At 71.8% G+C, this 20,769-nt stretch carries 17 protein-coding genes; 6 read left to right on the top strand and 11 right to left on the bottom strand.

Annotated features, from left to right (window positions below):
- Positions 1 to 39: 39 nt before the first annotated feature.
- The 5 genes from ccrA to GA0115240_RS30525 all read right to left on the bottom strand — a co-directional run bounded on the left by ccrA (position 40) and on the right by GA0115240_RS30525 (position 6,613).
- Positions 40 to 1,386, bottom strand: a complete 1,347-nt coding sequence (gene ccrA / locus GA0115240_RS30545; RefSeq protein ID WP_093741713.1) for a crotonyl-CoA carboxylase/reductase — start codon at positions 1,384 to 1,386, stop codon at positions 40 to 42.
- A gap of 299 nt (positions 1,387 to 1,685) precedes the next feature.
- Positions 1,686 to 2,939 (bottom strand): cytochrome P450, encoded by a 1,254-nt coding sequence (locus GA0115240_RS30540; protein ID WP_093741711.1) that lies wholly within the window; start codon positions 2,937 to 2,939, stop codon positions 1,686 to 1,688.
- 33 nt (positions 2,940 to 2,972) lie between these two features.
- A complete protein-coding gene (locus GA0115240_RS30535) occupies positions 2,973 to 4,268 on the bottom strand; it encodes a cytochrome P450 (protein WP_093741709.1) in 1,296 nt (431 codons plus the stop codon).
- Positions 4,269 to 4,317: 49 nt separating this feature from the next.
- Entirely contained in the window at positions 4,318 to 6,000 is a 1,683-nt protein-coding gene (locus GA0115240_RS30530; RefSeq protein ID WP_093741707.1) for an acyl-CoA dehydrogenase family protein, read from the bottom strand.
- A 214-nt stretch (positions 6,001 to 6,214) separates the two neighbouring features.
- Positions 6,215 to 6,613 carry a winged helix-turn-helix transcriptional regulator gene (locus GA0115240_RS30525; RefSeq protein WP_093741705.1) on the bottom strand — a complete coding sequence of 133 codons (399 nt, stop codon included), beginning with the start codon at positions 6,611 to 6,613 and terminating at the stop codon, positions 6,215 to 6,217.
- Between the two features lie 173 nt (positions 6,614 to 6,786).
- On the opposite strand from GA0115240_RS30525, the gene GA0115240_RS30520 reads away from it, so the two are divergent.
- From GA0115240_RS30520 to GA0115240_RS30495, 6 genes are all read left to right on the top strand, one after another.
- Positions 6,787 to 8,262: an MFS transporter gene (locus GA0115240_RS30520; RefSeq protein WP_093741703.1), complete on the top strand. Its 1,476-nt coding sequence runs from the start codon at positions 6,787 to 6,789 to the stop codon at positions 8,260 to 8,262.
- Between the two features lie 40 nt (positions 8,263 to 8,302).
- Positions 8,303 to 8,851, top strand: a complete 549-nt coding sequence (locus tag GA0115240_RS30515) for a TIGR03086 family metal-binding protein (protein WP_093741701.1) — start codon at positions 8,303 to 8,305, stop codon at positions 8,849 to 8,851.
- 178 nt (positions 8,852 to 9,029) lie between these two features.
- On the top strand, positions 9,030 to 10,073 hold the full coding sequence (locus GA0115240_RS30510; RefSeq protein WP_093741699.1) for a ketoacyl-ACP synthase III family protein: 1,044 nt from the start codon (positions 9,030 to 9,032) through the stop codon (positions 10,071 to 10,073).
- A gap of 238 nt (positions 10,074 to 10,311) precedes the next feature.
- The gene (locus tag GA0115240_RS30505; RefSeq protein ID WP_093741697.1) at positions 10,312 to 11,073 is read left to right on the top strand and encodes an SDR family NAD(P)-dependent oxidoreductase; all 762 of its coding nucleotides are present in this window, start codon (positions 10,312 to 10,314) and stop codon (positions 11,071 to 11,073) included.
- A gap of 46 nt (positions 11,074 to 11,119) precedes the next feature.
- The gene (locus tag GA0115240_RS30500) at positions 11,120 to 12,169 is read left to right on the top strand and encodes an LLM class F420-dependent oxidoreductase (RefSeq protein ID WP_093741695.1); all 1,050 of its coding nucleotides are present in this window, start codon (positions 11,120 to 11,122) and stop codon (positions 12,167 to 12,169) included.
- A 22-nt stretch (positions 12,170 to 12,191) separates the two neighbouring features.
- Complete coding sequence (locus GA0115240_RS30495; RefSeq protein ID WP_093741693.1) at positions 12,192 to 13,340, top strand: acyl-CoA dehydrogenase family protein; 1,149 nt, start codon at positions 12,192 to 12,194, stop codon at positions 13,338 to 13,340.
- Between the two features lie 39 nt (positions 13,341 to 13,379).
- Here GA0115240_RS30495 and GA0115240_RS30490 read toward each other — a convergent pair whose 3' ends face one another.
- The 6 genes from GA0115240_RS30490 to GA0115240_RS30465 form a co-directional block, all read right to left on the bottom strand.
- Positions 13,380 to 16,397: a helix-turn-helix transcriptional regulator gene (locus GA0115240_RS30490; RefSeq protein ID WP_256070094.1), complete on the bottom strand. Its 3,018-nt coding sequence runs from the start codon at positions 16,395 to 16,397 to the stop codon at positions 13,380 to 13,382.
- A 588-nt stretch (positions 16,398 to 16,985) separates the two neighbouring features.
- On the bottom strand, positions 16,986 to 17,285 hold the full coding sequence (locus GA0115240_RS37415) for an antibiotic biosynthesis monooxygenase family protein (protein ID WP_161302585.1): 300 nt from the start codon (positions 17,283 to 17,285) through the stop codon (positions 16,986 to 16,988).
- A gap of 363 nt (positions 17,286 to 17,648) precedes the next feature.
- Positions 17,649 to 19,139 carry an ATP-binding SpoIIE family protein phosphatase gene (locus GA0115240_RS30480; protein WP_093741687.1) on the bottom strand — a complete coding sequence of 497 codons (1,491 nt, stop codon included), beginning with the start codon at positions 19,137 to 19,139 and terminating at the stop codon, positions 17,649 to 17,651.
- 102 nt (positions 19,140 to 19,241) lie between these two features.
- Positions 19,242 to 19,844, bottom strand: a complete 603-nt coding sequence (locus GA0115240_RS30475; protein ID WP_093741684.1) for a GTP-binding protein — start codon at positions 19,842 to 19,844, stop codon at positions 19,242 to 19,244.
- Entirely contained in the window at positions 19,825 to 20,199 is a 375-nt protein-coding gene (locus GA0115240_RS30470; RefSeq protein ID WP_093741682.1) for a DUF742 domain-containing protein, read from the bottom strand. The genes GA0115240_RS30475 and GA0115240_RS30470 overlap by 20 nt, the downstream gene beginning before the upstream one ends.
- Positions 20,196 to 20,639 (bottom strand): roadblock/LC7 domain-containing protein, encoded by a 444-nt coding sequence (locus GA0115240_RS30465; RefSeq protein ID WP_093741680.1) that lies wholly within the window; start codon positions 20,637 to 20,639, stop codon positions 20,196 to 20,198. Before GA0115240_RS30465 ends, GA0115240_RS30470 begins: the two co-directional genes overlap by 4 nt.
- Positions 20,640 to 20,769: the final 130 nt, after the last annotated feature.

Genomic DNA, 20,769 nt, shown 5'->3' with positions numbered 1-20,769 from the left:
CGGAAACACCTTTCGTCAGGGTGCGCGGTGGGGAAGTGCTCAGCTGGTGGCGGCTGCCGTCGCCCGCAGCGGGTTGAGGCGCTCCTCGCCGATACGGGCCCGGGTCTCGGGGTCGGTGACACCGAGACCGGCCTCGGGCGCGAGGCAGAGCACGCCGATCTTGCCGATGTGCCGGTTCTCCTGCATCAGGCGCGTGGCCTCGCCGATCTCGTCGAGGGGGTACACCGCCGACATCGCGGGCATCAGCCGGCCCTGCTGGACCAGCCGGTTGCACTCCCACTGCTCCTGCAGGTTGGCGGCATGGCAGCCGATGATCCGTTTGAGGTTCATCCACAGATAGCGGTTGTCATAGGTGTGCTGGTAGCCGGTGCTGGACCCGCAGGTGACCACCGACCCGCCGCGGCGGACCAGGAAGACGGAGGTCGCGAAGGTGGCCTGGCCGTTGTTGTCGAAGGCGATGTGCGGGTCCTCGCCGACCTCGCGGCGGATGATCCGCCCCATCCGCTTGCCCATCTCGATCGCGTCCTCGGGCGAGGGGCGGCTGCCGCCGGGCATGCCGAGCTCGGCGCGGTTGATGACGACATCGCAGCCCAGGCGGCGCAGGACCTCGGCCTTGGCCTCGGAGCTGACCACGCCGACCGGGATGCCGCCGCCGTTCTTGACCAGCTGCACGGCGAAGGCGCCGAGGCCGCCGGTGGCGCCCCAGATCAGCACGATGTCGCCCTGCTTCATCCGGGCGCCGTGCTCACCGACCAGCATCCGGTAGGAGGTGCCCGCGCACTGGGTGGTGGTGGCCGCCTCCTCCCAGTTCAGGTGGGCGGCCTTGGGCAGCAGCTGGCTGGCCCGGGCGACGGTGTAGTGCGCCAGCCCGCCGAAGTTCGTCTCGTAGCCCCAGGCACGCTGGTCGGCGCCGAGCATCCCGTCGGCGTGGGTGGCCGGCTCCTGGTCGTCGACCTCGACGGCGCTCAGCACCACATGGTCGCCCACTTTCCAGCGCCGCACGCCGCTGCCGGTGCGGACGATCACACCGGAGGCGTCGGAACCGAGCACGTGGTACGGCTGGTCGTGGCGGGTGGCCCAGCCGCCGCGGCGGCCGTAGCGCTTGAGGAAGTCGAAGGTCGGCAGCGGCTCGAAGGTCGCCGACCAGACCGCGTTGTAGTTGACCGAGCTGGCCATCACCGCCACCAGCACCTCGTCGGGGGCGAGTTCCGGCATCGGCACGTCGCCGACCCGCAGCGTGCGGCGGACGTCCTTGTCCGTCTCGCCCGCGAACACCCCGACGTCCTCCACCCGAAGGTGCGCCGCCGTGTACTGGGCCGGCACGGGTTCGCGTGCCAGCTGTTCGCCGTCCGCACCCGCGAGTACGGCCTCGGCCAATGAGTCCATGGCTATTCCCTCAAAAGAATTCCGGAGTCGGAGAAGAAAAGCCGAACAGCCCCAGCCGGGGTCGGCTCGAAGGGAAATTCCGATGATGCCTGCAATCACCGTAAGCGGCGCCGGGCGGTGGGCCAACAAGGACCACCCCCTACCTACCCCTAGTCTGTGCATTCCCCTGTCCCCGGCCGATTTCGAGGGTTGCCGGGGACAGGGGAACAGGGGGGAGGAAAGCCTGAATTGCGGTGCACGGAAACACGCCGGTAACGGCTCGGTGATTCCGGGGGGATCGCCGCGAATACGCGGTGCGATCAGCCGGCGGCCGGCGCGCTGAGCCGGACGGGCAGTTCGGCGAGGGTCCTGATGACCAGTGCGCCGTTGAACGGGGGCTGCTCGACGGCCAGTTCCACGGTGTGGCGGGCCAGCGAGTTGAGCGCCACCTGCGTGGCCAGCCGCGCCACCGGGGCGGCGACGCAGAAGTGGATGCCGTGCCCGTAGCCGAGCACCTTGGTCGGGGTACGGGACAGGTCCAGCCGGTCCGGGTCGGCGTACACCGCCGGGTCGTGGCTGGCGGAACCCATCGACAAGAAGACCTGCTCGCCGGCGGCGATCTCGAAGCCGGCCACCTCGGTCGGCTCCAGCGCCGCCCGGGTCAGCAGGAACAACGGGCCGTCGAAGCGCAGCAGTTCCTCGGTCGCGCCGCCCACCCGGTCCGGATGGGCCCGCAGCCACTCCAGCTGGTCCGGGTTCTGCAGCAGGGCCAGCGCCGAGTTGCTCATCTGCGCCGCGGTGGCGCCGAAACCGGCGGCCAGCAGATTGACGCAGATCACCGCCAGCTCGTTGTCGGTGAGCCCGTCGTCACCCTCCTGCACCTGGACCAGGTCGCTGATCAGGTCGTCACCGGGCTCGGCCCGCCGGCGCCGGGCCAGTTCCGAGGTCAGCCGGGCGAACCAGAGCCGCCCCTCGTCCCGCTTCCTGGCCTGCTCCGGGGTGAGGGTGAAGTCGGGGTCGAGCCCGCGGGCGCTGTCGGCCGAGTACTCGAAGGCCAGCGCGTGGAACTCCTCGGGAATGCCCATCATCTCGGTCAGCACCAGGCCGCCCAGCGGACGGAAGACCCGGTCGACCAGGTCCACCGTGCCGTTGCCCGCGGCGGCCTCGGCCCGCGCCTCGGCGAGCAGCCGGTCGGTGATCTCCTGCGTCCGGGAGCGCAGCCGCTCGACCATCCGCGGCGTGAACGCCTTGGAGACCAGGCCGCGCAGCCGGGTGTGGTCCGGCGGGTCCTGCATCGCCAGGAAGCGGGTGGGCTCGCCCCCGTCGATCGACAGCTCCTGGCTGCGGATGGCCTCGCTGTCCCCCCAGCCGAACTTCGGGTCGGAGAGCACCGAGGTGACATGGGCGTGGTCGAGCAGGGTGACGATGCCGGCCGGCGTGCGGATCGCGCCGCCGGACTCCTCGCGTATCTTCCGGAACACCGGATAGGGGTCCGCGTGGAACGCCGGGTCGAACGGGTTGAACGGCAGCAGCTGGGTGACAAAGCTCGGGTCGAAGGCGGGCGCTTCAGTCATGGGCCTCTCCTGTGATTCCGGTCCGGTGACGGATCAGAGCCGGGTCCGGTCGGCCGGGACCAGCCGCACGGGCAGGTCCAGCACGATCGTGTGCTTGTTGCTGGGCTGGTAGGTGATGTCGCCGGTCACCTGGATCTCGGCGACGCGGTCGAGGAGCTCTTCGAGCAGCAGCCGGACCTCCAGCCGGGCGACCTCGCCGCCCAGGCAGTAGTGGTTGCCGTGGCCGAAGGTCATGTGGGGGTTCTCGCGGCGCGTGATGTCGAAGCGGTCCGCCCGCGGGAAGACCTCCTCGTCGCGGTTGGCCGACGGCCACCACAAGGTGACCTTCTCGCCGGCCCTGATCAGCGTCCGGCCGACCGTGACGTCACGCGTCGCGGTACGCCGGTTGTACGGGTTCGGCGGCACCCAGCGCAGCATCTCCTCGACCGCGGAGCCCACCAGCGAGCGGTCCGCGCGCAGCGCCTGCCACTGCTCCGGGTGCCGGGCGAGCGCCAGCAGGCCGCCGGCGATGGTGTTGCGGGGCTGCTCGGCGCCGGTCAGCAGCAGGAGCAGCAGGTTCATCTCCCGCTCGTGGTCGGTCAGCGGGGGCTCGCCGGCGTCGGTGGGAATGGTGCCGGTGGCCAGCGCCGAGCCGAGGTCCTGCTCCGGCTGGGCCTGCTTGAGCAGCAGCAATTCGTGGGCGTAGCCCGTGGTGGCCAGGAAGGTCTCCTTGGAGCGGGCGCTCGGCAGGCCGGAGCGCCGCTCGAAGAAGCCGACGCTGTCGTGCGCCCACTCGGCGATCTTCGCCCGGTCGGCCGGCGGCACCCCCAGCAGGACCGCCAGGTTGCCGAACGCGTACGGCTCGCACACGTCCGAGGCGAGGTCGACCGCGCCGCCGCCGGCCAGTGCCTTGTCCACCAGCGACGCGGCGAAGGCGCGCATGTCGCCCTCGAGGGCGGCGACCGCCGCCCCCGTCACCGACGGCGTCAGCAGGTGCCGCATCAGGTGGTGCCGCGGATTGTCCAGCATCGGCATGATCACCCCGGCGAGCACGCCGAACGGCATGTCGTCCAGGTGCGAACCGCCGGCCTTCCGGCCGCCGCCGCCCTGCGCGGAGAACAGGTCGGGGCGGTTCGCCGCGTGGGCGATGTCCTCGTGGCGGCTGAGCACCCAGAAGCCCTCGCCGTCGTCGGTCAGCGCGGCCGGGTGGTAGAAGACCGGTGCCTCCTTGCGCAGCCGGGCGAAGACGTCGTAGGGGAAGCCCTCGTCGGCCTGCGCGAAGAGCTGATGGTCGGTCAGGTCGAAACCCCCCAGGACCGGGGGGAGTTGTTCGACGATGCTGTCGGTCATCGGAAGTCCTTCTCCACGGTTGAGCTCCACGGTGGTGATCGGCGGCAGGTCAGTACGCGGCGGCCGAGGACCGGCTGATCTTGGCGTAGTCGGGTTCGGCCGCGGCCCCCAGCCGGCGCCACAGCCCGGCGATCCGGTGCCGGGCGGCCGTGCAGTGCACATCGGCCAGCTCCTGGGCGCCGCCGGTGTCGGCGGCGGCCCGGGCCAGGACCGCGCAGACCGAGAAGAGTTCGGCCGCGATCCGGCCGAGCAGCCGGAGCGTCTCCTGCCGGGCGAAGAGCTCCTCCGGATTCTGGTGCCGGGCGACCAACGCGCGGCAGGTGCGCTCGAAACGGCGCAACCCCTGCTCGGCGGAGCGCAGATGGGCCTGGTTGGCGGGGATCAGGTCGGCCTCGCGCACACCGTCCGCGCCGGAGGCGGCCTCGGCCCGCGCGGAACCGCCCGCGTACCGGCCCGCCAGCAGCAGCCTGGCGGCCTGGATGTCGAGCAGGAAGTCGACGTTGCCGGAGATCCGAAGCCCCCGGGCGTCGCGGAACAGCCGCTCCACCGGCAGCGGTTCGGCGCCGCGGCGCTCCTTGCTCCGCGCGGTCTCGAAGCCCTCGCCGCCGAACAGCGAGACGGTCCGGTCCACGATCCGCCAAGCGGTCGTCGTGCACAGGTTCTTGGCGACAGCCCGCTCGAACCAGCGGTCGGTGAGCCCGGAGTCGAGCAGGCACCAGCGCACCACGGTGTCCATGGCGAACACCTCGGCCGCGGTGGTGGCCAGGATCCGCTGGACCTGGTCGTAGTCGCCGAGCGGACGGCCGTTGATGGTGCGCCGCGCCACGAACGCGTGCGACCACTCCAGACACTGCCGGGCGATGGCCAGGGCCGGGGCCGCGTTGAAGTACAGCGCGCTGAGCAGCGCCAGTGAGCCGATCGGCGGCGGGAAGCGGGGCACGTCGGCGTCGCCGAGCAGCGCGTGCTCGCGCGGGACGCGCAGCCCGTCCAGGGTCAGCGCGGCGTTGGGCAGGCCCCGCCCGCCCATGAACTCCAGCCGGGAGCGCACCTGGAAGCCGGGGTCGGCGGTGTCCAGGAAGAACACCCCGACCCGGCGGTGCCCGTCCTCCTCAACCGTGGCCAGGACGGCCAGCAGGTCGGCGATGTCACCATTGCCGGTGAACACCTTCTCGCCGGTCAGCAAGAAAGCCGTACCGTCCGCCGTGGGAACAGCCGCGGTCCCGGGCCAGGCGTTGTTGGCGCCGGCCGGCTCGGTGCCGGCGAACCCGGAGACCGTGCCCGCGGCGATCCGCCCCTCCACAATGGTGCGCAGCGGGCCCGGCGGCAGCGCCGCGAGCAGCGCCGCCGCCCCGACCGCGTTCTGGACGGCCAGCGTCTGGCCGATCGGCAGCGACACCGCGCTCACCCGCTCGACCAGGCGGAAGGCGTCGTAGTCCGACATCTCCCGCCCGCCCAGGGCGGCGGCGTTGCGCAGCCGGAACCACCCCTCGTCGCGGAGCCGGTCGACGAGTCCGGCGGGCAACTCCCGCGTCTCGTCGACGCGTTCGGCGTCCGCGAGCGAGCCGACCAGCGCCGCGGCCTGCTCGATCAGCGCGTCGGCGGCAGCACGGGTCGCCGGCTCGGGAGCGGGAAACGGATACAGCGCGGTCCAGTCCAGCCGTCCCGACTCCAGGGAGCCCAGAAAGGAGACGGCGGGAGGTGGGGGAACGGCTGGGGCGGGACTGACGGGCATGGTGCGCACGCTCCTCTCGCGGCCTGGCACCCGGTCGGGCCGGCTGAGACGCACGCTAGGTTTGGGCGCCCCCTAGCGCCAACCCCACTTCCCCCCTAGGACCCCCTAGTCACACCCGCCACCTCGGGAAACGCGAAAACCGGGCCACCAGGGGCCCGGTTCCCGACTGCGGCGGCGCGCTGCGCGCCCGCCGGCGGCGGCATGTCAGGACGTGTCAGGAAGCGACCTTGTCCCGGTCGGTGTCGAAGACCTCGCGGGCCGAGACCACCTCTTCGCGGTGGCGCAGGGCCCAGCGGGCGAGGGCCGACAGCGGCTCCTCCAGCTCCATGGTCATCTGGGAGGCGGTGTACTCCACCTTCGGCGGCACCGTCGGGTACACCGTCCGGATGATCAGTCCGTCCCGCTCCAGATTGCGCAGGGTCAAGGTGAGCATGCGACGGCTGATGCCCTCGATGCTCCGCTCCAACTCGGTGAACCTGACCGGGCCCTTGGTGACGGCCAGGATGATCTGCACGCTCCACTTGCTGCCGACCCGGTCGATGATCTCCCGCACCGGACAGGCCACGGCATGCTCGGCCAGCCGCACGGACACATCGGTGTTTCGCTGGGACATAAAAGTGCCTCCTTCCGCGTGTTCACAGCATCACAGAACATGGACCCAGTAACAAGACGTGCCCTTAGGTGCGGATTTGGTGCTGCCTGGAGTGCGTTGCGTCCGCCCGCACCCGGTACGCGCCCCCGGGCACGACGTCCCCCGACACGCGATCTGTTAGGACGAGTCCTCCCATGGCTGAAGCTGCCACCCGCCCGCCGTCGAGCCCAGGGGTCAGGCTCGCCTTGCTGGCATTCGCCCAGTTCATCATCACGCTCGACTTCAACATCGTCTACGTGGCGCTGCCCGACATCGGCAGCGACCTCGGCTTCACCGTCCAGTCGCTCCAGTGGGTCGTCAGCGCCTACATCGTGGCGCTCGGCGGCCTGCTGCTCTTCGGCGGCCGCGCCGCGGACCGGCTCGGCGCCCGCCGGATGTTCATGGTCGGCCTGGCGATCTACGCCGTCTCCTCGCTGACCGGCGGCCTGGCCGGCGACTCCGGGGTGCTGCTGGCCGCCCGCGCGGTGCAGGGCATCGGCGGCGCGCTGCTGTTCCCGGCCACCTTGCGGCTGGTCTTCACCAGCTTCGAAGAGGGCCCGATGCGCAACAAGGCGCTCGTGGTCTACGGCGCCATCGGCGGTGCCGGCCTGTCCGCGGGCGCGCTGCTCGGCGGCATCCTGACCAACTACTCCGGCTGGGAGTGGGTCTTCTTCGTCAACGTGCCGCTCGCGCTGGCCGCAGCCGCGCTCGCCCCGCGCATCCTGCCCGCCGACACCTTCTTCCCCGGCGCCAACAAGGGCTTCGACGTACTGGGCGCGCTGGTCGCCACGGTCGGCGCGACGCTGGTGGTCTTCGGCCTGGCCAGCGGCCCCGACGCCGGCTGGCTCTCGCTGCGCGGCGCGGGCGCCATCGTGTCGGGCGTCGTCCTGCTCGCGCTGTTCCTGCTCATCGAGTCGCGCGCCGACAGCCCGCTGATGCCGCTGCGCCTGCTGCGCCACCGCAGCCTGGCGGTGACGATGGTGGTCGCGTTCATCTACCAGGGCGGCCTCGGCGGCGCGTACTACCTGTTCACCACCTACCTCCAGGACGTGCTGCACTACAGCCCGCTCTCGGCCGGCTTCGCCTTCCTGCCGCCCACCTTCGCCTCGATGGCCTTCGCCGCGAAGTTCAGCACCAAACTGCTGACCAAGCTCGGACTGCGGGGCACCCTCTTCGCCGGCACCTTGTGCACCGGCGTGGGCATGGGCGCGTTCGCGGTGGCCTTCTCGGCCGACGGCACCGGGTCGTACTGGGTGCTGCTGCCCGGCCTGATCCTGTGGTCGGTCGGCGGCGCGCTGGCCATCCCGGCGATCTTCGCCGGCGCCGGCGCCGGCGTGGCGCTGCTGGAGCAGGGCGTCTCCTCGGCGATGGCCACCACCGCCCGCCAGATCGGCGGCGCCGTCGGCCTGGCCGCCCTGGTCGCGGTGGCCAACGCCCGGATCCACGTGCCCGCCCACGGTGTGCCGCCGCTGAGCGACCTCACCGACGGACTGCGGGTGGCCGGCCTGGTCGGCGCGGGCGTCACGGTCCTCGGCTCCTTCCTCGCCCTGCTGCACCACCGGCCCGCGCCGGCCGCCAAGCCGGCCGCGGAGCCCGCCACCGCCACCGACGAGGCCGCGGTCTCCTCCTGAGACCCCGGTCCGGCGTTCCCAGAAAGCAGACGGGACCACCATGTCCGCCACCGCCATAGCGGAACTCAGCGCCGCCCTGACCGAGGTCGCCGACGCCGTACGCCCGGAGCACCTGGGCGGCCGGACGCCGTGCGCCGCGTTCGACACGGCGGCACTGCTGGGGCACCTGGCCGGCTCGCTCGCGATGTGCGAGCGCGCCGCGCGCAAGCTCGCCGGGCCGCTGCCCGCGGTGGGCTCCACCGCGAAGGAGGTGGCGGACGCCGCCCGCAGCGTGGGCACCGCCTGGCAACTGGCGCAAGCCCCGCTGGGCGACACCGACATGGGCTTCGGCCGGATGCCGGCCGCCCTCGCGGTGACGATCACCGTCCAGGAACTCGGCCTGCACGGCTGGGACCTGGCCCGGGCGATCGGCCACCCCTACCGGATCAGCGAGGAGACCGAGCAGACGGTGCTCGAAGCGGTCGAGGAATTCGCCGCCCGGGCCCGGGCCAGCAGGAGCTACGGCCCCGCGCTGCGGCTGTCGCCGAACACCCCGGCGCTGCTGCGGGCCCTGGCGGCGAGCGGGCGCAGCCCCTTTTGGACCGGCTGAGCCCCACAGACGGCGTTTCGCTGTGCCGGCCCCCCGTACGGCACGGCGAAACGCCCTTTTTCTTCGCGGTTCTCGGCTAGGGGGTCCCCGTTTTCTGGGGTTGGTTCTAGGGGTTCCCCCTCGATAACGTCCGAAGAAGCGAAACTGCCCTGAATTTATCCGCTGGAAGGGTCGGGAAATGCAGTGGAATGACATTTACGTTGGCGGAGTCGCAGCGTGGCTGGGTCACAAGGAGGACGTCCAGGAAGCCCTGGCCGACGGCCGCTACGACGCCGAGGAGCACGAGGAGAACGACTACCTCTTCGTCCGGGTCGAGGACGACCTGACGCCCGCCGACATGGCCGTCGAGGCGGCCCGGGCGGCGCTGGAGCGGGCCGGGACACCGGCCGGCGGCGTCGGCATCTACCTGCACGCGGCCTCGACCTTCCAGGGCCTGGACCACTGGACGCCGGGCTCCTACATCCAGCAGCACACCGCGGGCGGCACCGCCCCCTCGCTGGAGATCCGGCAGGCGTGCAACGGCGCGATCATGGCGCTGGAGCTGGCCGCGGCCTATCTGACCGCCAAGCCCGAGCCGTCCACCGCCCTGGTCACCACCGGCGACCGCTACGACGCGCCGGCCTACGACCGTTACCGGACGGACAAGAACATCCTGCTCGCCGACGGCGCGACCGCGCTGGCCCTGACCCGCGGGCACGGCGTGGCCAGGCTGCTGTCCACCGCGACGGTCGGCGACACCTCCCACGAGGCGCTCGGCCGCGGCACCAGCGGCTGGCAGCAGGCGTCCGGCGACGCCGGCTGGCCGATCTCGCTGCGCGAGCGGAAGAAGGAGTACCTCATCGGCGGCGGTGACATCAAGGACATCATCCGTACGATGACGCTCCGCCAGCAGCAGGCGATGGACACCGCCCTGGGCGACGCCGGGGTGGAGGCGGGCGACATCGCGCGCTACGTCTATCCCAACATCGGCCGGATCGCGCAGGACTGGGAGGTCCGCAAGGCGGCCGGCATCACCGAGGAGCAGACCACCTGGGCCTGGGGCCGGGAGGTCGGGCACATCGCGGCCGGCGACCAGTTCGCGGGCCTGGCCCACCTGCTGGAGAGCGGCGCGGTCCGCGCGGGCGACCGCGTGGCGCTGGCCGGTGTCGGCAGCGGCTACAACTTCGGCTGGGCCGTGCTGGAGATCCTGCAGGAACCGCAGTGGTCCACGACCGCCTCCTAGGAGCAACGACGGTCCGGCCCGTTCGCGACGCCCGGCCGCCACCGGACCGCGCCCGGACGGGCCCCGGCCGCTTCGGCCGCCTCCCCGGGGCCCGGCGGGATCGCCCGGACACGCCCATGAAATCCGCCGGGCCGCGCCCTTGACGGCGCGGCCCGGCGGGTGACCGCCGCGGGCGAACGGCGGTGCCGCGGCCGCGGACGCCCCGACGGCACGCCCACTGGCTCGGGAAGGGAAGACTGTGCGCATCTCCGACGGGGTGACCGTGGTCACCGGCGGCGCCTCCGGCCTCGGCTTCGCCGTCGCCCGGCACTTCGCCGAAGCCGGCGGCACCGTGGTCATCGCGGACCTGCCCGCCTCGGCCGGCCGCGAACGCGCCGCGCAGCTCGGCGGCCGGGTGGCCTTCGCCGCGGCGGACGTCACCGTCGAGGCCGAAGTGCGCCGCGCGCTCGACCTCGCCGAGTCGCTGGGCCCGCCGCGCTTCGTGGTCAACTGCGCCGGCGTCATCAACACGGTGCGGACCGTGGGACGCCAGGGCCCCTTCCCGCTGGCGGAGTTCGCCCGGGTGATCCAGGTGAACCTGGTGGGCACCTTCAACGTGATCCGTCTCGCCGCTGAGCGGATCGCGCGGACGGAGGCGGTGGACGGCGAGCGCGGAGTCGTCGTCAACACCGCCTCCGTCGCTGCCTTCGACGGGCAGATCGGCCAGGCCGCCTACGCCGCCTCCAAGGGCGGCGTCGCCGGGCTGACCCTGCCGGTCGCCCGCGACCTGGCCGGACTGCTGATCCGGGTGGTCACCATCGCTCCCGGCCTCTTCGACACCCCGATGCTCGGCGCGCTGCCCGACGCCGCGGTGGCCTCGCTCGGCGCCCAGACCCCGCACCCCTCGCGGCTGGGCGACCCGTCCGAGTACGCGGCGCTGGCCGCGCACATCATCGCCAACCCGATGCTGAACGGTGAAGTCGTCCGCCTCGACGGCGCCATGAGAATGGCCCCGCGGTGAGTCAGTCCCGGGCACCCGGCCCCGGCGACAGGAAGGAGCAGCACCGATGCGCATCGGCATGCAGTTGGACCACCGTGGCGGATTCCTGGAGTCCGTGGCGGAGCTGCGCGACCTGGAAAAGGCCGGCCTCGGCATCGTCTTCGTCTCGGAGCTGTACAGCTTCGACGCCGTCAGCCAGCTCGGCTACATCGCCGCGGCCACCGACCGGCTGGAGATCGCGTCGGGCATCCTGCAGATCTACACCCGCACCCCCACCTTGACCGCGATGACCGCGGCCGGGCTCGACTACGTCTCCGGCGGCCGCTTCACCCTGGGCCTCGGCGTGTCCGGCCCGCAGGTCATCGAGGGCTTCCACGGCGTGCCCTACGAGGCGCCGCTGGCCCGCACCCGCGAAGTCGTGGAGATCTGCCGCAAGGTCTGGCGCCGGGAGACGCTGGAGCACCAGGGAAAGTACTACCGGATCCCGCTCGGCCCGGAGCAGGGCACCGGTCTGGGCAAGCCGCTGAAACTGGTCAACCGCCCGGTGCGCGAGCGCATCCCGGTGATGATCGCCGCGACCGGACCGAAGAACACCGCGCTGGCCGCGGAGATCGCCGAGGCGTGGGAGCCGATCTTCTTCTACCCGGAGCGGGCCAAGGAGGTCTTCGGTGCCGCGCTCGACGAGGGACGGGCCCGTCGCGACCCGGCGCTCGGCGAACTGGGCATCCACGTCGACGCCCCGGCCGCGATCGGCACCGATGTCGCGGACGCGCTCGGCGCCGCCCGGCTGCGCCTGGCGCACTACGTCGGCGGGATGGGCGCGCGCGGCCGCAACTTCTACTTCGACCTCGCCTGCCGCTACGGCTTCGCCGCCGAGGCGGCCCGGGTGCAGGACCTCTACCTCGACGGCCGCCGCCGCGACGCCGCCGCGGCCGTTCCCGAGGCCCTGGTCCGCGGCGTGTCGCTGATCGGCACGCCGTCCGAGGTCGCCGAGCGCGTCAGCGCGTTCGCCGCGGCGGGAGTCACCACGCTCTCGCTCAGCCCGATGGGCCGCGGCGCCGACAGCCGTGAAGGGCGGCTGCGACTGCTCGAACAGGTCGCCGCACTGGCCGGCTGACCTCGATGGCCGGGGAGGCCGCATGGAGCGGGGACTGTTCGACAAGGACCACGACGCCTACCGCGAGACCGTACGGGCCTTTCTGGCCCGCGAGGTGGCGCCCGGCTACGAGACGTGGGAGGAGGACGGGCTGATCCCCCGCGAGGTCTGGCGGACCGCCGGCCGGCAGGGAATCATCGGCCTGTCGGTGCCCGAACGGCTCGGTGGCGGCGGCACGGCCGACTACCGCTACCGGGTGGTGGTCGCCGAGGAGATCGCCGCCGTCGCGGCCACCTCGCTCGGCGCCGGCCTCGGCGTGCAGGACGACATCGTCATCCCGTACCTGCTCGACCTGGGCACCGAGGCGCAGCGCGGGAGGTGGGTCCCCGGGCTGGCCGCCGGCGAACTGATCGGCGCCATCGCCATGACCGAGCCGGACGCGGGCAGCGACCTGCGCGGCCTGCGGACCCGGGCGGTGCGCGACGGCGACGGCTGGCGGCTCAGCGGCCAGAAGACCTTCATCAGCAACGGCATCCACGCCGACGTGGTCGTCGTGGCCGCCGTGACCGACCCGGACGCCGGCTCGCGGAGCCTGAGCCTGTTCGTGGTGCTGCGGGGCGACCCCGGTTTCGAGCGCGGCCGCAAGCTCGCCAAGGTCGGCCTGCGGGCCCAGGACACCGCGGAGCTCTTCTTCGACCAGGTCCGGCTGCCGGCCGACCGGCTGCTGGGCACCGAGGGACGGGGCCTGGCGCACCTGATGGAACGGCTGCCGTTGGAACGCCTGTCGGTGGCCGTGCAGGCGCTGGCCTCCGCGACCGCCGTCCACCGCTACACGCGGGCCCACTGCTTCGAGCGCCGCGCTTTCGGCCGGGCAGTCGGCGACTTCCAGCACACCCGCTTCGTCCTCGCCGAGACGGCCACCGAACTGGACGTCACCCAGGCGTACGTGGACCGGTCCGTGCTCGCCCTGAACCACGGCGACCTGTCCGCGGTGGACGCCGCCAAGGCCAAGTGGTGGACCACCGAGCTGCACAAGCGCGTCGTCGACCGCTGCGTCCAACTGCACGGCGGCGCCGGCTACATGCTGGAGCACCCGGTGGCCCGGGCCTTCGTCGACTCCCGGGCGCAGACCGTCTACGCCGGCACCACGGAGATCATGAAGGAGATCATCGGCCGGGACCTCGCCCGCTGACGCGGCGGGGCCCCGGCCGTCGATCTCACCGTCCGGCGCTCAACTCGCGTGCGAGCGGGGCGATCCGGACAGCGGCGGGCTGAGATCCTCGTCCTGGTCGTCGGCCGCCACGAACGACACCAGGGCGAGTTCGTCCCGGCGGTTGACGTTGAGCTTGCGGTAGATCCGGGTCAGGTGCTGCTCGACGGTGCTGACCGTGATGAACAGCTTCCGGCCGATCTGCCGGTTGCTCATGCCGCGGGCGGCCAACTCGGCCACCCGCTGCTCGGCCCGGCTCAGCTGGAACGGCTCCTGACCCCGTTCCTGACCGGCTTCCGGACCCTCCTGCGCGCCGCCTTCCCGGTTGCCTTCCCGATTACCCTCCGGGTTGCCCTCCCGGTTGCTCTCGCGGCTGCCTTCGACCGCGGGCCGCGGCCTGCTGGGCTCCGCCGTCCGCTGTGCGGGCATCGCCCCGGCCGTCCTCCGCTCGGCCGGGGTCGCCTCCCGCTCCTGGGCGACCGCTGTTCTGGCCAGGCCCAGCAGCCTGGCCTGCCCGCGGGCACCCAGCCGGCGGGCACGTCGCAAGGCCACCTCCGCAGGCCCTCCTCGGTGCTCGCTGCGCAGCGCCCGGCCGAGGTCGGCCAGGCCGTGCGCCAGTTCCAGTACCTTCTCGGTCTCCTCCAGTACCTCCACCGCCTGCTCCAGGAGCTCCACCCGCCGGGCCGGATCGCTCTCGATCGCCGCCAGCAGCCGCAGACTCTGCGCCCGCTCCTCGTACTGCCCCGGGGCGCACCGGGCGAGCTGCTCCGCCGCGTACGCCCGCGCCTCCTCCTTGCGCCCGAGCGCCAGCGAACTGCGCGCCGCGTCGCACCGCCAGGGCAGGACGTCGACGCCCCACTCGGCCATCCGCTCGCCGAGGTCACGGAAGTCGTCCAGCGCGGCCTCGTAGCGCCCGGCGGCGTGGTGGTAGCGGCCCCGGGCCCGCAGGTAGTACAGGCCGACCGTGCTGTGGAACATGGTCTCGGGCACCGGCACCTGCAGGCAGGCACGCGCCTCTTCCAGGCGGTCGAGTTCCGTGCACGCCTGGATCAGCACGCTCAGCGGCAGGCCGACGGCGATCCCCCAACTGCGGGTGGACAGCGTGGCCAGCGCCGTGCGGGCGTCCTCCGCGGCGGCGACCAGGTCCCCGCGCTGGAGCGCCGCCATCGCCTCGGTGGTCCGGAAGAAGGCTCCCCAACTCGTCGCTCCCTGCTCCTCGGCCTCGGCCCGCAACTGCGCCGACCAGTGCTCGGCCATCGCCAGCCGTCCGTTGCGCACCAGCACCAGCACCGCGAGCAGCGCCAGACTGACGGTGTTCTCCTGCAGCGGATTCTCGTGCAGGCACTTCTCGGCGAAACCGGCCGAGTACGTGGACGGCGGCTCGTCCAGCGCCCGGCCCAGCAGGAGGCAGGCTTCCAGCAGCGGTGACTTGGCGGCAGCCTCGACACCCTGCTGCACTCCTTCCGTCACCCCCTCGGCGACCAGCGCTCCCCCCGGGAAGACGGTGCCGGCCGGCCCCGGGAACAGGCAGGCCAGGAAGATGCGCAGGATCAGCGCCGGCAGCGCCGGCTGGTGCGGCAGGCGCTCCGTCCGGCGGAGGGTGGTGCGCCACAGCGCCACCGCCCCCGGGATGTCGCCGGTCCACAGCAGCAGCCCGATGGGGGCCAGGCTCTGCGGCACGCCGAGATGGCCCGACTCGGCCGCCGCCTGCAGCGCGGGCAGCCGCCGCAGCGCGGTCTCCGGGTCGATCCGCCACTCGGCCCGGGCGAGCAGCGACCGTGTGGTGGCCATCTGCTCCTCGTCGGGGTCGAGTTCATGCACCCGGTGCAGCAGCCCCAGCGCCGATTCGACCTTTCCCTCGCCCAGCGCGTACTCGGCGCCCTGGAGCAGGAAGGGCACCAGGTCGTGGTCGTCGGTCTCCACCGTCATGATCTGCTGCGCCACCGTGACGGCGTCCGCGCCGTCCGCGTACAGCAGCGCGCCGGCCCGGCTGTGCAGCGCCACCACCTCGTCGGCGGCGGTGTCGGCGAGCACCGCCCCGCGGGCCTCGGGGTGGCGGAAGCGGCCCTCGGCGATCAGGCCGGTCTGCTCCAGTACGGTCGTCGCCCGGCGGGCCGACTCGATGTCGGTGCCGAGCAGCTTGGCCACCCGGCTGCGGCAGGCGTTCTCCCCGAGCACCGCCAGTGCCCGGGCCACCTCCAGGACGAACGGGTCGCTGCGGTGCAGGCAGCTCAGGACGGCGTGGGTGAACGCGATCCCGACCACCGGCCGGCCGTCGCCGGCGTTCTCCCGGCCGGCGGCGGCTCCGCCGCGGTGGTCCTCCAGCAGCGCGTGCAGCAGCAGGGGGTTCCCGCCGCTGACCGCGTACCAGTGCGGGGCGGCCTCGCGGGCGCCCCGGGTGCCCAGCCGCTGGGTGAGCAGCGCCTCCACGCCGGCCGGGGACAGCGGCCCCAAGGTGATGCGTCTGCTGCCGGACTCGAACGGGAACTCCGCCTGGAACAGCGGCGTCGCGGTGCGCAGCCGGGGCGACTCGGTGAGCACCAGCAGCACCGGTACCCGGGTGAGCCGCCGCATCAGCACCGCCAGGCAGTGCAGCGACGGCGCGTCGGCGTAGTGCACGTCGTCCACGCTGATCAGCAGTGGCCTGCCGGCGCCCTCCAATACGTCGAGCAGCGTGGAACACAGGCGGTGGAACGCGTAGATGGTGTGCTGGTTGGCGGTTTCGGGCTCGAAGCGATGGCCCGAGCTGAGGGTGTGCAGCGCCCTGCTCACCCGGGCCGCGTCGGCCGGGGACAGGTCGGATGTGCGGAACAGCTGCCGCAGAACCGCGGTCGGCATGCGGTGGTCGGTGCGTGACGCGGTCGCGCCGTAGTGAACGGCTCCTGCTGCGGTCGCGCGACCGGCGAACATCCGCAGCAGTTCGGTCTTTCCGCTGGCTACCGGCCCGCTGATGATGGCGATCTGACGCTCGCCGGTCATGGTGCCGGAAAACAGACGGTTTAACATGGCCAGGTGGTGGTCTCGCTCAAAAAGCGTCATCGAAGCCTTCTCCTGGAGTGAAGCCCAGTCGATGTGGAACGCCCGCTGCATTGCGGGCGGAGAATGGGATGAACTTCGCGCAATGGACTCGAGGTGAGATCGATGGACATGTACCAACGGGCCTTGGCCCCCGTGTGATCGTTTGTGCCCCCGTGTGATGGTTCGTGATCGTTTCTGGTGCAACTATAGCAATCACGACCGGGTATACTTATAACGTCGTGATGAATTTACTTTCTGACGGCCCGTCAAACCTCGGATACGCCGGTGACCAGCGAAACTTCCGAGTCCCCGGGGCGTGCGGACCGGGTGCCGGGCCTGCCGAATGGGGCTATTGCGGCCGGGTCGGGGCTGTTCCATCTGCTCCCGAATGCGGCCTATGGGCGGGTTCCCGTCGGACGGACGGGTCTTTTTCTCCCTCTCTGCAAAGGGACTTCCCCCATCCGGCTGGGCGGGTTCGCCCCGTATGATCCGTGATGCGTCCCGTGCTTCGTATACGATTCCTCTTCCCATTGTTCACCCGGAGCGCAAAATGTCCCGCCGTCCCGACTGATTCGGGATTCGGCGGGACTTCGTCGTGCGGACGCCGGCTCAGCCGGGGTAGTGCGAGAGCAGCTCGAAGAGGGAAGAATCCTGCGGCTGGGCAAGGAACGGGTCGAGCAGGGCCGTCCACTGCTCGTAGAGTTCCGAGGCATGGAATTCATTGGCGCCGGCCTCGTCGTTCGCCCATGCCACGATCAGGAGATAAGTGCCCCCCTTGACGTCCCGCAGCAGGTCGATGAATTGGAATCCCGGTGCTTTGGCAATGACCTGCTGTGCTTCGGGGAAGGCCTTCTCGAATTCCGGCTGCTCGCTCGGCTTGACCGAAAGCAGTGCATGTTCGATTCGCATTGCCAGATCCTCTGTGCTCGGATTTTGCGGGAGGTGAGCACAAGCCGTGCCCTCGGGGCACGACTTGTTCCTGTCCCATGGTCGGCGGAAGCACGGCGAAGCGGAAGGAGGCACATTCATGTCACGAAGTAACTCTTCTGTGACCGGCAGCGATGGCGCCGGTGGGACTGCTGTGCCCACAGGGGTCCGGGTGGCCCGACTCACCGGGCGGGACCACTGCACTGTTGACACCCAGGGTGCTGTTGTAGTGCCACCGGCCCCCTCTTGGATAGATGTGCGACACCACGATCTCTCGCGGCGCAGCGGGTCCGCTCGGCCTGGGCCCGTTCCCGGGGCGCCTGGCGATCTCTCGCAGGCCGCGGGTCAGACCCCGAGGTACTTCTCGGCCCAGATGGTCTTGCCCTTGCGCGTGTACCGGGTGCCCCAGCGGTCCATGAGCTGCCCGATCAGGTACAGGCCGCGTCCGTCCTCGTCCAGCGGGTCGGCGCGCCGGGGGTGCGGCGAGGTGCTGCTGGTGTCGGAGACCTCGCAGATCAGCGACTCGTCCCGGATCAGCCGCAGGCCGATCGGTCCCTGGGCGTGCTCGACGGCGTTGGTGACCAGTTCGGTCACCACCATCTCGAGGACGAAGCCGTGCTCGTCCAGCCCCCACCGCGCGAGCTGCTCGGTCACCGCCGCGCGGGCCGCGGGCACTTCCTCCTCCGCGGCGGGGAATTCCCAGGTCCGCACATTCCGGTCCTCCAGAACCTTGGTCCGCGCCAGCAGCAGCGCGATGTCGTCCTCGTGCGGGCCGGTCAGCCGGCGCAGCACCCGGTCGCAGATGTCCTGCAGCGGCCCGCCGGACGCACCGAGCACCGCGGCCAGCTCCCGGACCCCGTCATCGGCCTGGCGGTGGCGCAGCGCGAGCAGCCCGTCGGTGTAGAGCGCGATCAACGAGCCCTCGGCCAGCTCGAACGACGTGACGTCGAAGGGGACGTCGCCGAAGCCCAACGGCGGATTGCTGGTGTTCTCCTGCACGGCCACCTGGCCGTCGGGCCGGACGAAGATCGGCGGCGTATGGCCGGCGCTGGCGAAGTCGCACCGCCGCGAGACCGGGTCGTAGACCAGGTAGAGGCAGCTCGCCACCAGCTCCGCCTGCGAGCGGTCGTGGCTCATCCGCTCCACCAGGTCGTCCACCCGGGCGAGCACCTCGTCCGGGTCCAGGTCCAGATCGGCCAGGGCGAGCACCGCGGTACGCAGCCGGCCCATGGTCGCCGCGGCCTCCGGCCCGTGGCCGACCACATCTCCCATCACCAGCGCGATCCGGGCACCGGACAGCGAGATCACGTCGAACCAGTCGCCGCCCAGACCGGCCGCCGAGTCCCCCGCCACATAGCGGTACCCCACCGCGACCGCGCTGTTGTCCGGGAACTCGCGGGGGAGCAGGCCCTCCTGCAGGCGCTGTGCGGTCGTCCGGACCCGGCGGAGCTCCTCCTCGCGGTTCCGGACATGGGACAGGACCAGAGCCAGCAGGCACACCGCGAGGACGAGAGCGAGCTTGAACACCCAGGTCGTGTTGTGGTCCTCTTCCAGCGGCAGCCGCAGCACCGCGAAGACGATCAGGGTCAGCACGCCGGTCACGGCCGTCGCCCGCACGCCGTACAAAGCGGCGGCCAGCAGCGGCGCCGTCGCCACCAGCATGTCGTAGTGCTCGCCCGGCTGGATCAGACCGACGGCGAGCGCCGACGCCGCCAGCAGAAGCAGCGGCCACGCCCGGTCCAGGAGCGCGGTGGGAGTCGTCGCCCGGGGCTTCAGGTCGCGCTCCTGGAATCTTCGACCGGTGCCAGACGCATGGCGATCCCGCTCCTGCTGCACGACGATGGGGGAGACCAGACCTCTTTGCCCCGGAACGTTACCCTCCCCACGGACGGCCGGCCCGTTCCGACACGTCCGCGGCGGCGCGGACCCCCGTCGCGGTCAGGACTGCGCCGAGACCTCCGCCGCCAGCCCCCGCATGACATGTTCGAGCAGGGCGACCAGAACGCCCTTGACCGACTCCTTGTCCCGGGCGTCGCACAGCACGAGCGGTACGTCGGGGGAGAGGTCGAGCGCGGCGCGGATCTCGGCGGGGTCCTCGTCGCACCGGCCGTTGAAGCAGTTGACACCCACGGCGAAGGGGATGCCGCGGTGTTCGAAGAAATCCACCGACGGGAAGCAGCTGTCCAGCCGCCGGGTGTCGGCCAGGACGACCGCTCCGAGGGCGCCGCGGGACAGGTCGTCCCACATGAACCAGAAGCGGTCCTGCCCGGGAGCGCCGAAGAGGTAGACCACTAGCGCCGGGCTGAGGGTGATCCGGCCGAAGTCCATGGCCACGGTCGTGGTGGTCTTGCGCTCGACGCCGGCCAGGTCGTCGACGCCGACGCTGGCTTCGGTGATGAGCTCCTCGGTGCGCAGCGGCACCGTTTCGCTGACCGCGCCGACCAGGGTGGTCTTGCCGACGCCGAAGCCACCGGCCACCAGAATCTTCACGGTCGCCGCGTCGGGCGACAGGGCGGTGGGGTCAGAGCTTGCGAATGCCATCGATCACTGCCTGGAGGAAACGGGCGTCGGGGATGCCCGCCGCGGGTGAGGAGGAGACGGAGACGAGTTCGTGGTCCAGCAGGTCACCGAGCAGCACGCGGACCACCGTGACGGGCAGGTCGAGGCGTGCGGCGATCTCCACCAGAGCAGTCGGCCGGCGGCACAGCGCCAGCAACCGGTGCTGCTCGGGTTGCAGGCGCTGGGTGCGGTCGGGCGCCCGGATGGTGCTGACCAGGGCGATCAGCTCGATGCCCGAGCGCGCGGACCGGGTCCGGCCGCCGGTCACCGTGTAGGGACGCACAAGGGGGCCCTGATCGTCGTCCGACCAGGGGTCTTCCTGGGACCAGTGCCTCATTCATGCTCACCACCGTGTCGCGTACCCGGGGTCTCGTCCTCGGGGAACCGCGGCGCGGCGCTGAGGAACTGGCCGACCTGGCGCACCAGCATCGTCATCTCGTAGCCGACGCTGCCCACGTCGACGGCGGAGCCGGCCAGCACGGCGAGGCGGGCGCCGCCCCCGGCGGTGGTGACGAAGAGGAAGAGGTCGTCCATCTCGATGACGGTCTGCTGCACCCGGCCGCCCTTGAAGTGACGGCTGGTGCCCTGGGCCAGGGACTGCAGGCCCGAGGCGATGGCGGCGAGCTGCTCGGCGTCCGCGCGGGCGAGGTTCTCGGAGGCGCCGACAAGCAGTCCGTCCTCGGACAGTACGATGGCGTGCCGGGTCTCCGGGATCCGTGTGATCAGGCTGTCCAGGAGCCATGTCAGTCCGTCGTGGGCGGTGTTGCTCGCTGTCATGGGGTGTTCCTTGTCGGGCGGGGGAGGGTGGGTAGCGGACGGGCCCGGGGCACGGAGTCGGGCCAGTCGGGGGTGGGGATGTCTTCTTCGGCGCGGGCCTTGCGGGTGCCGCGCTGGAGGGCGGCGAGCA

Origin of the sequence: Streptomyces sp. DvalAA-14 (assembly GCF_900091855.1) — a bacterium.
GTDB lineage: Bacteria > Actinomycetota > Actinomycetes > Streptomycetales > Streptomycetaceae > Actinacidiphila.
This window is presented reverse-complemented; position numbering and strand designations above follow the sequence as displayed.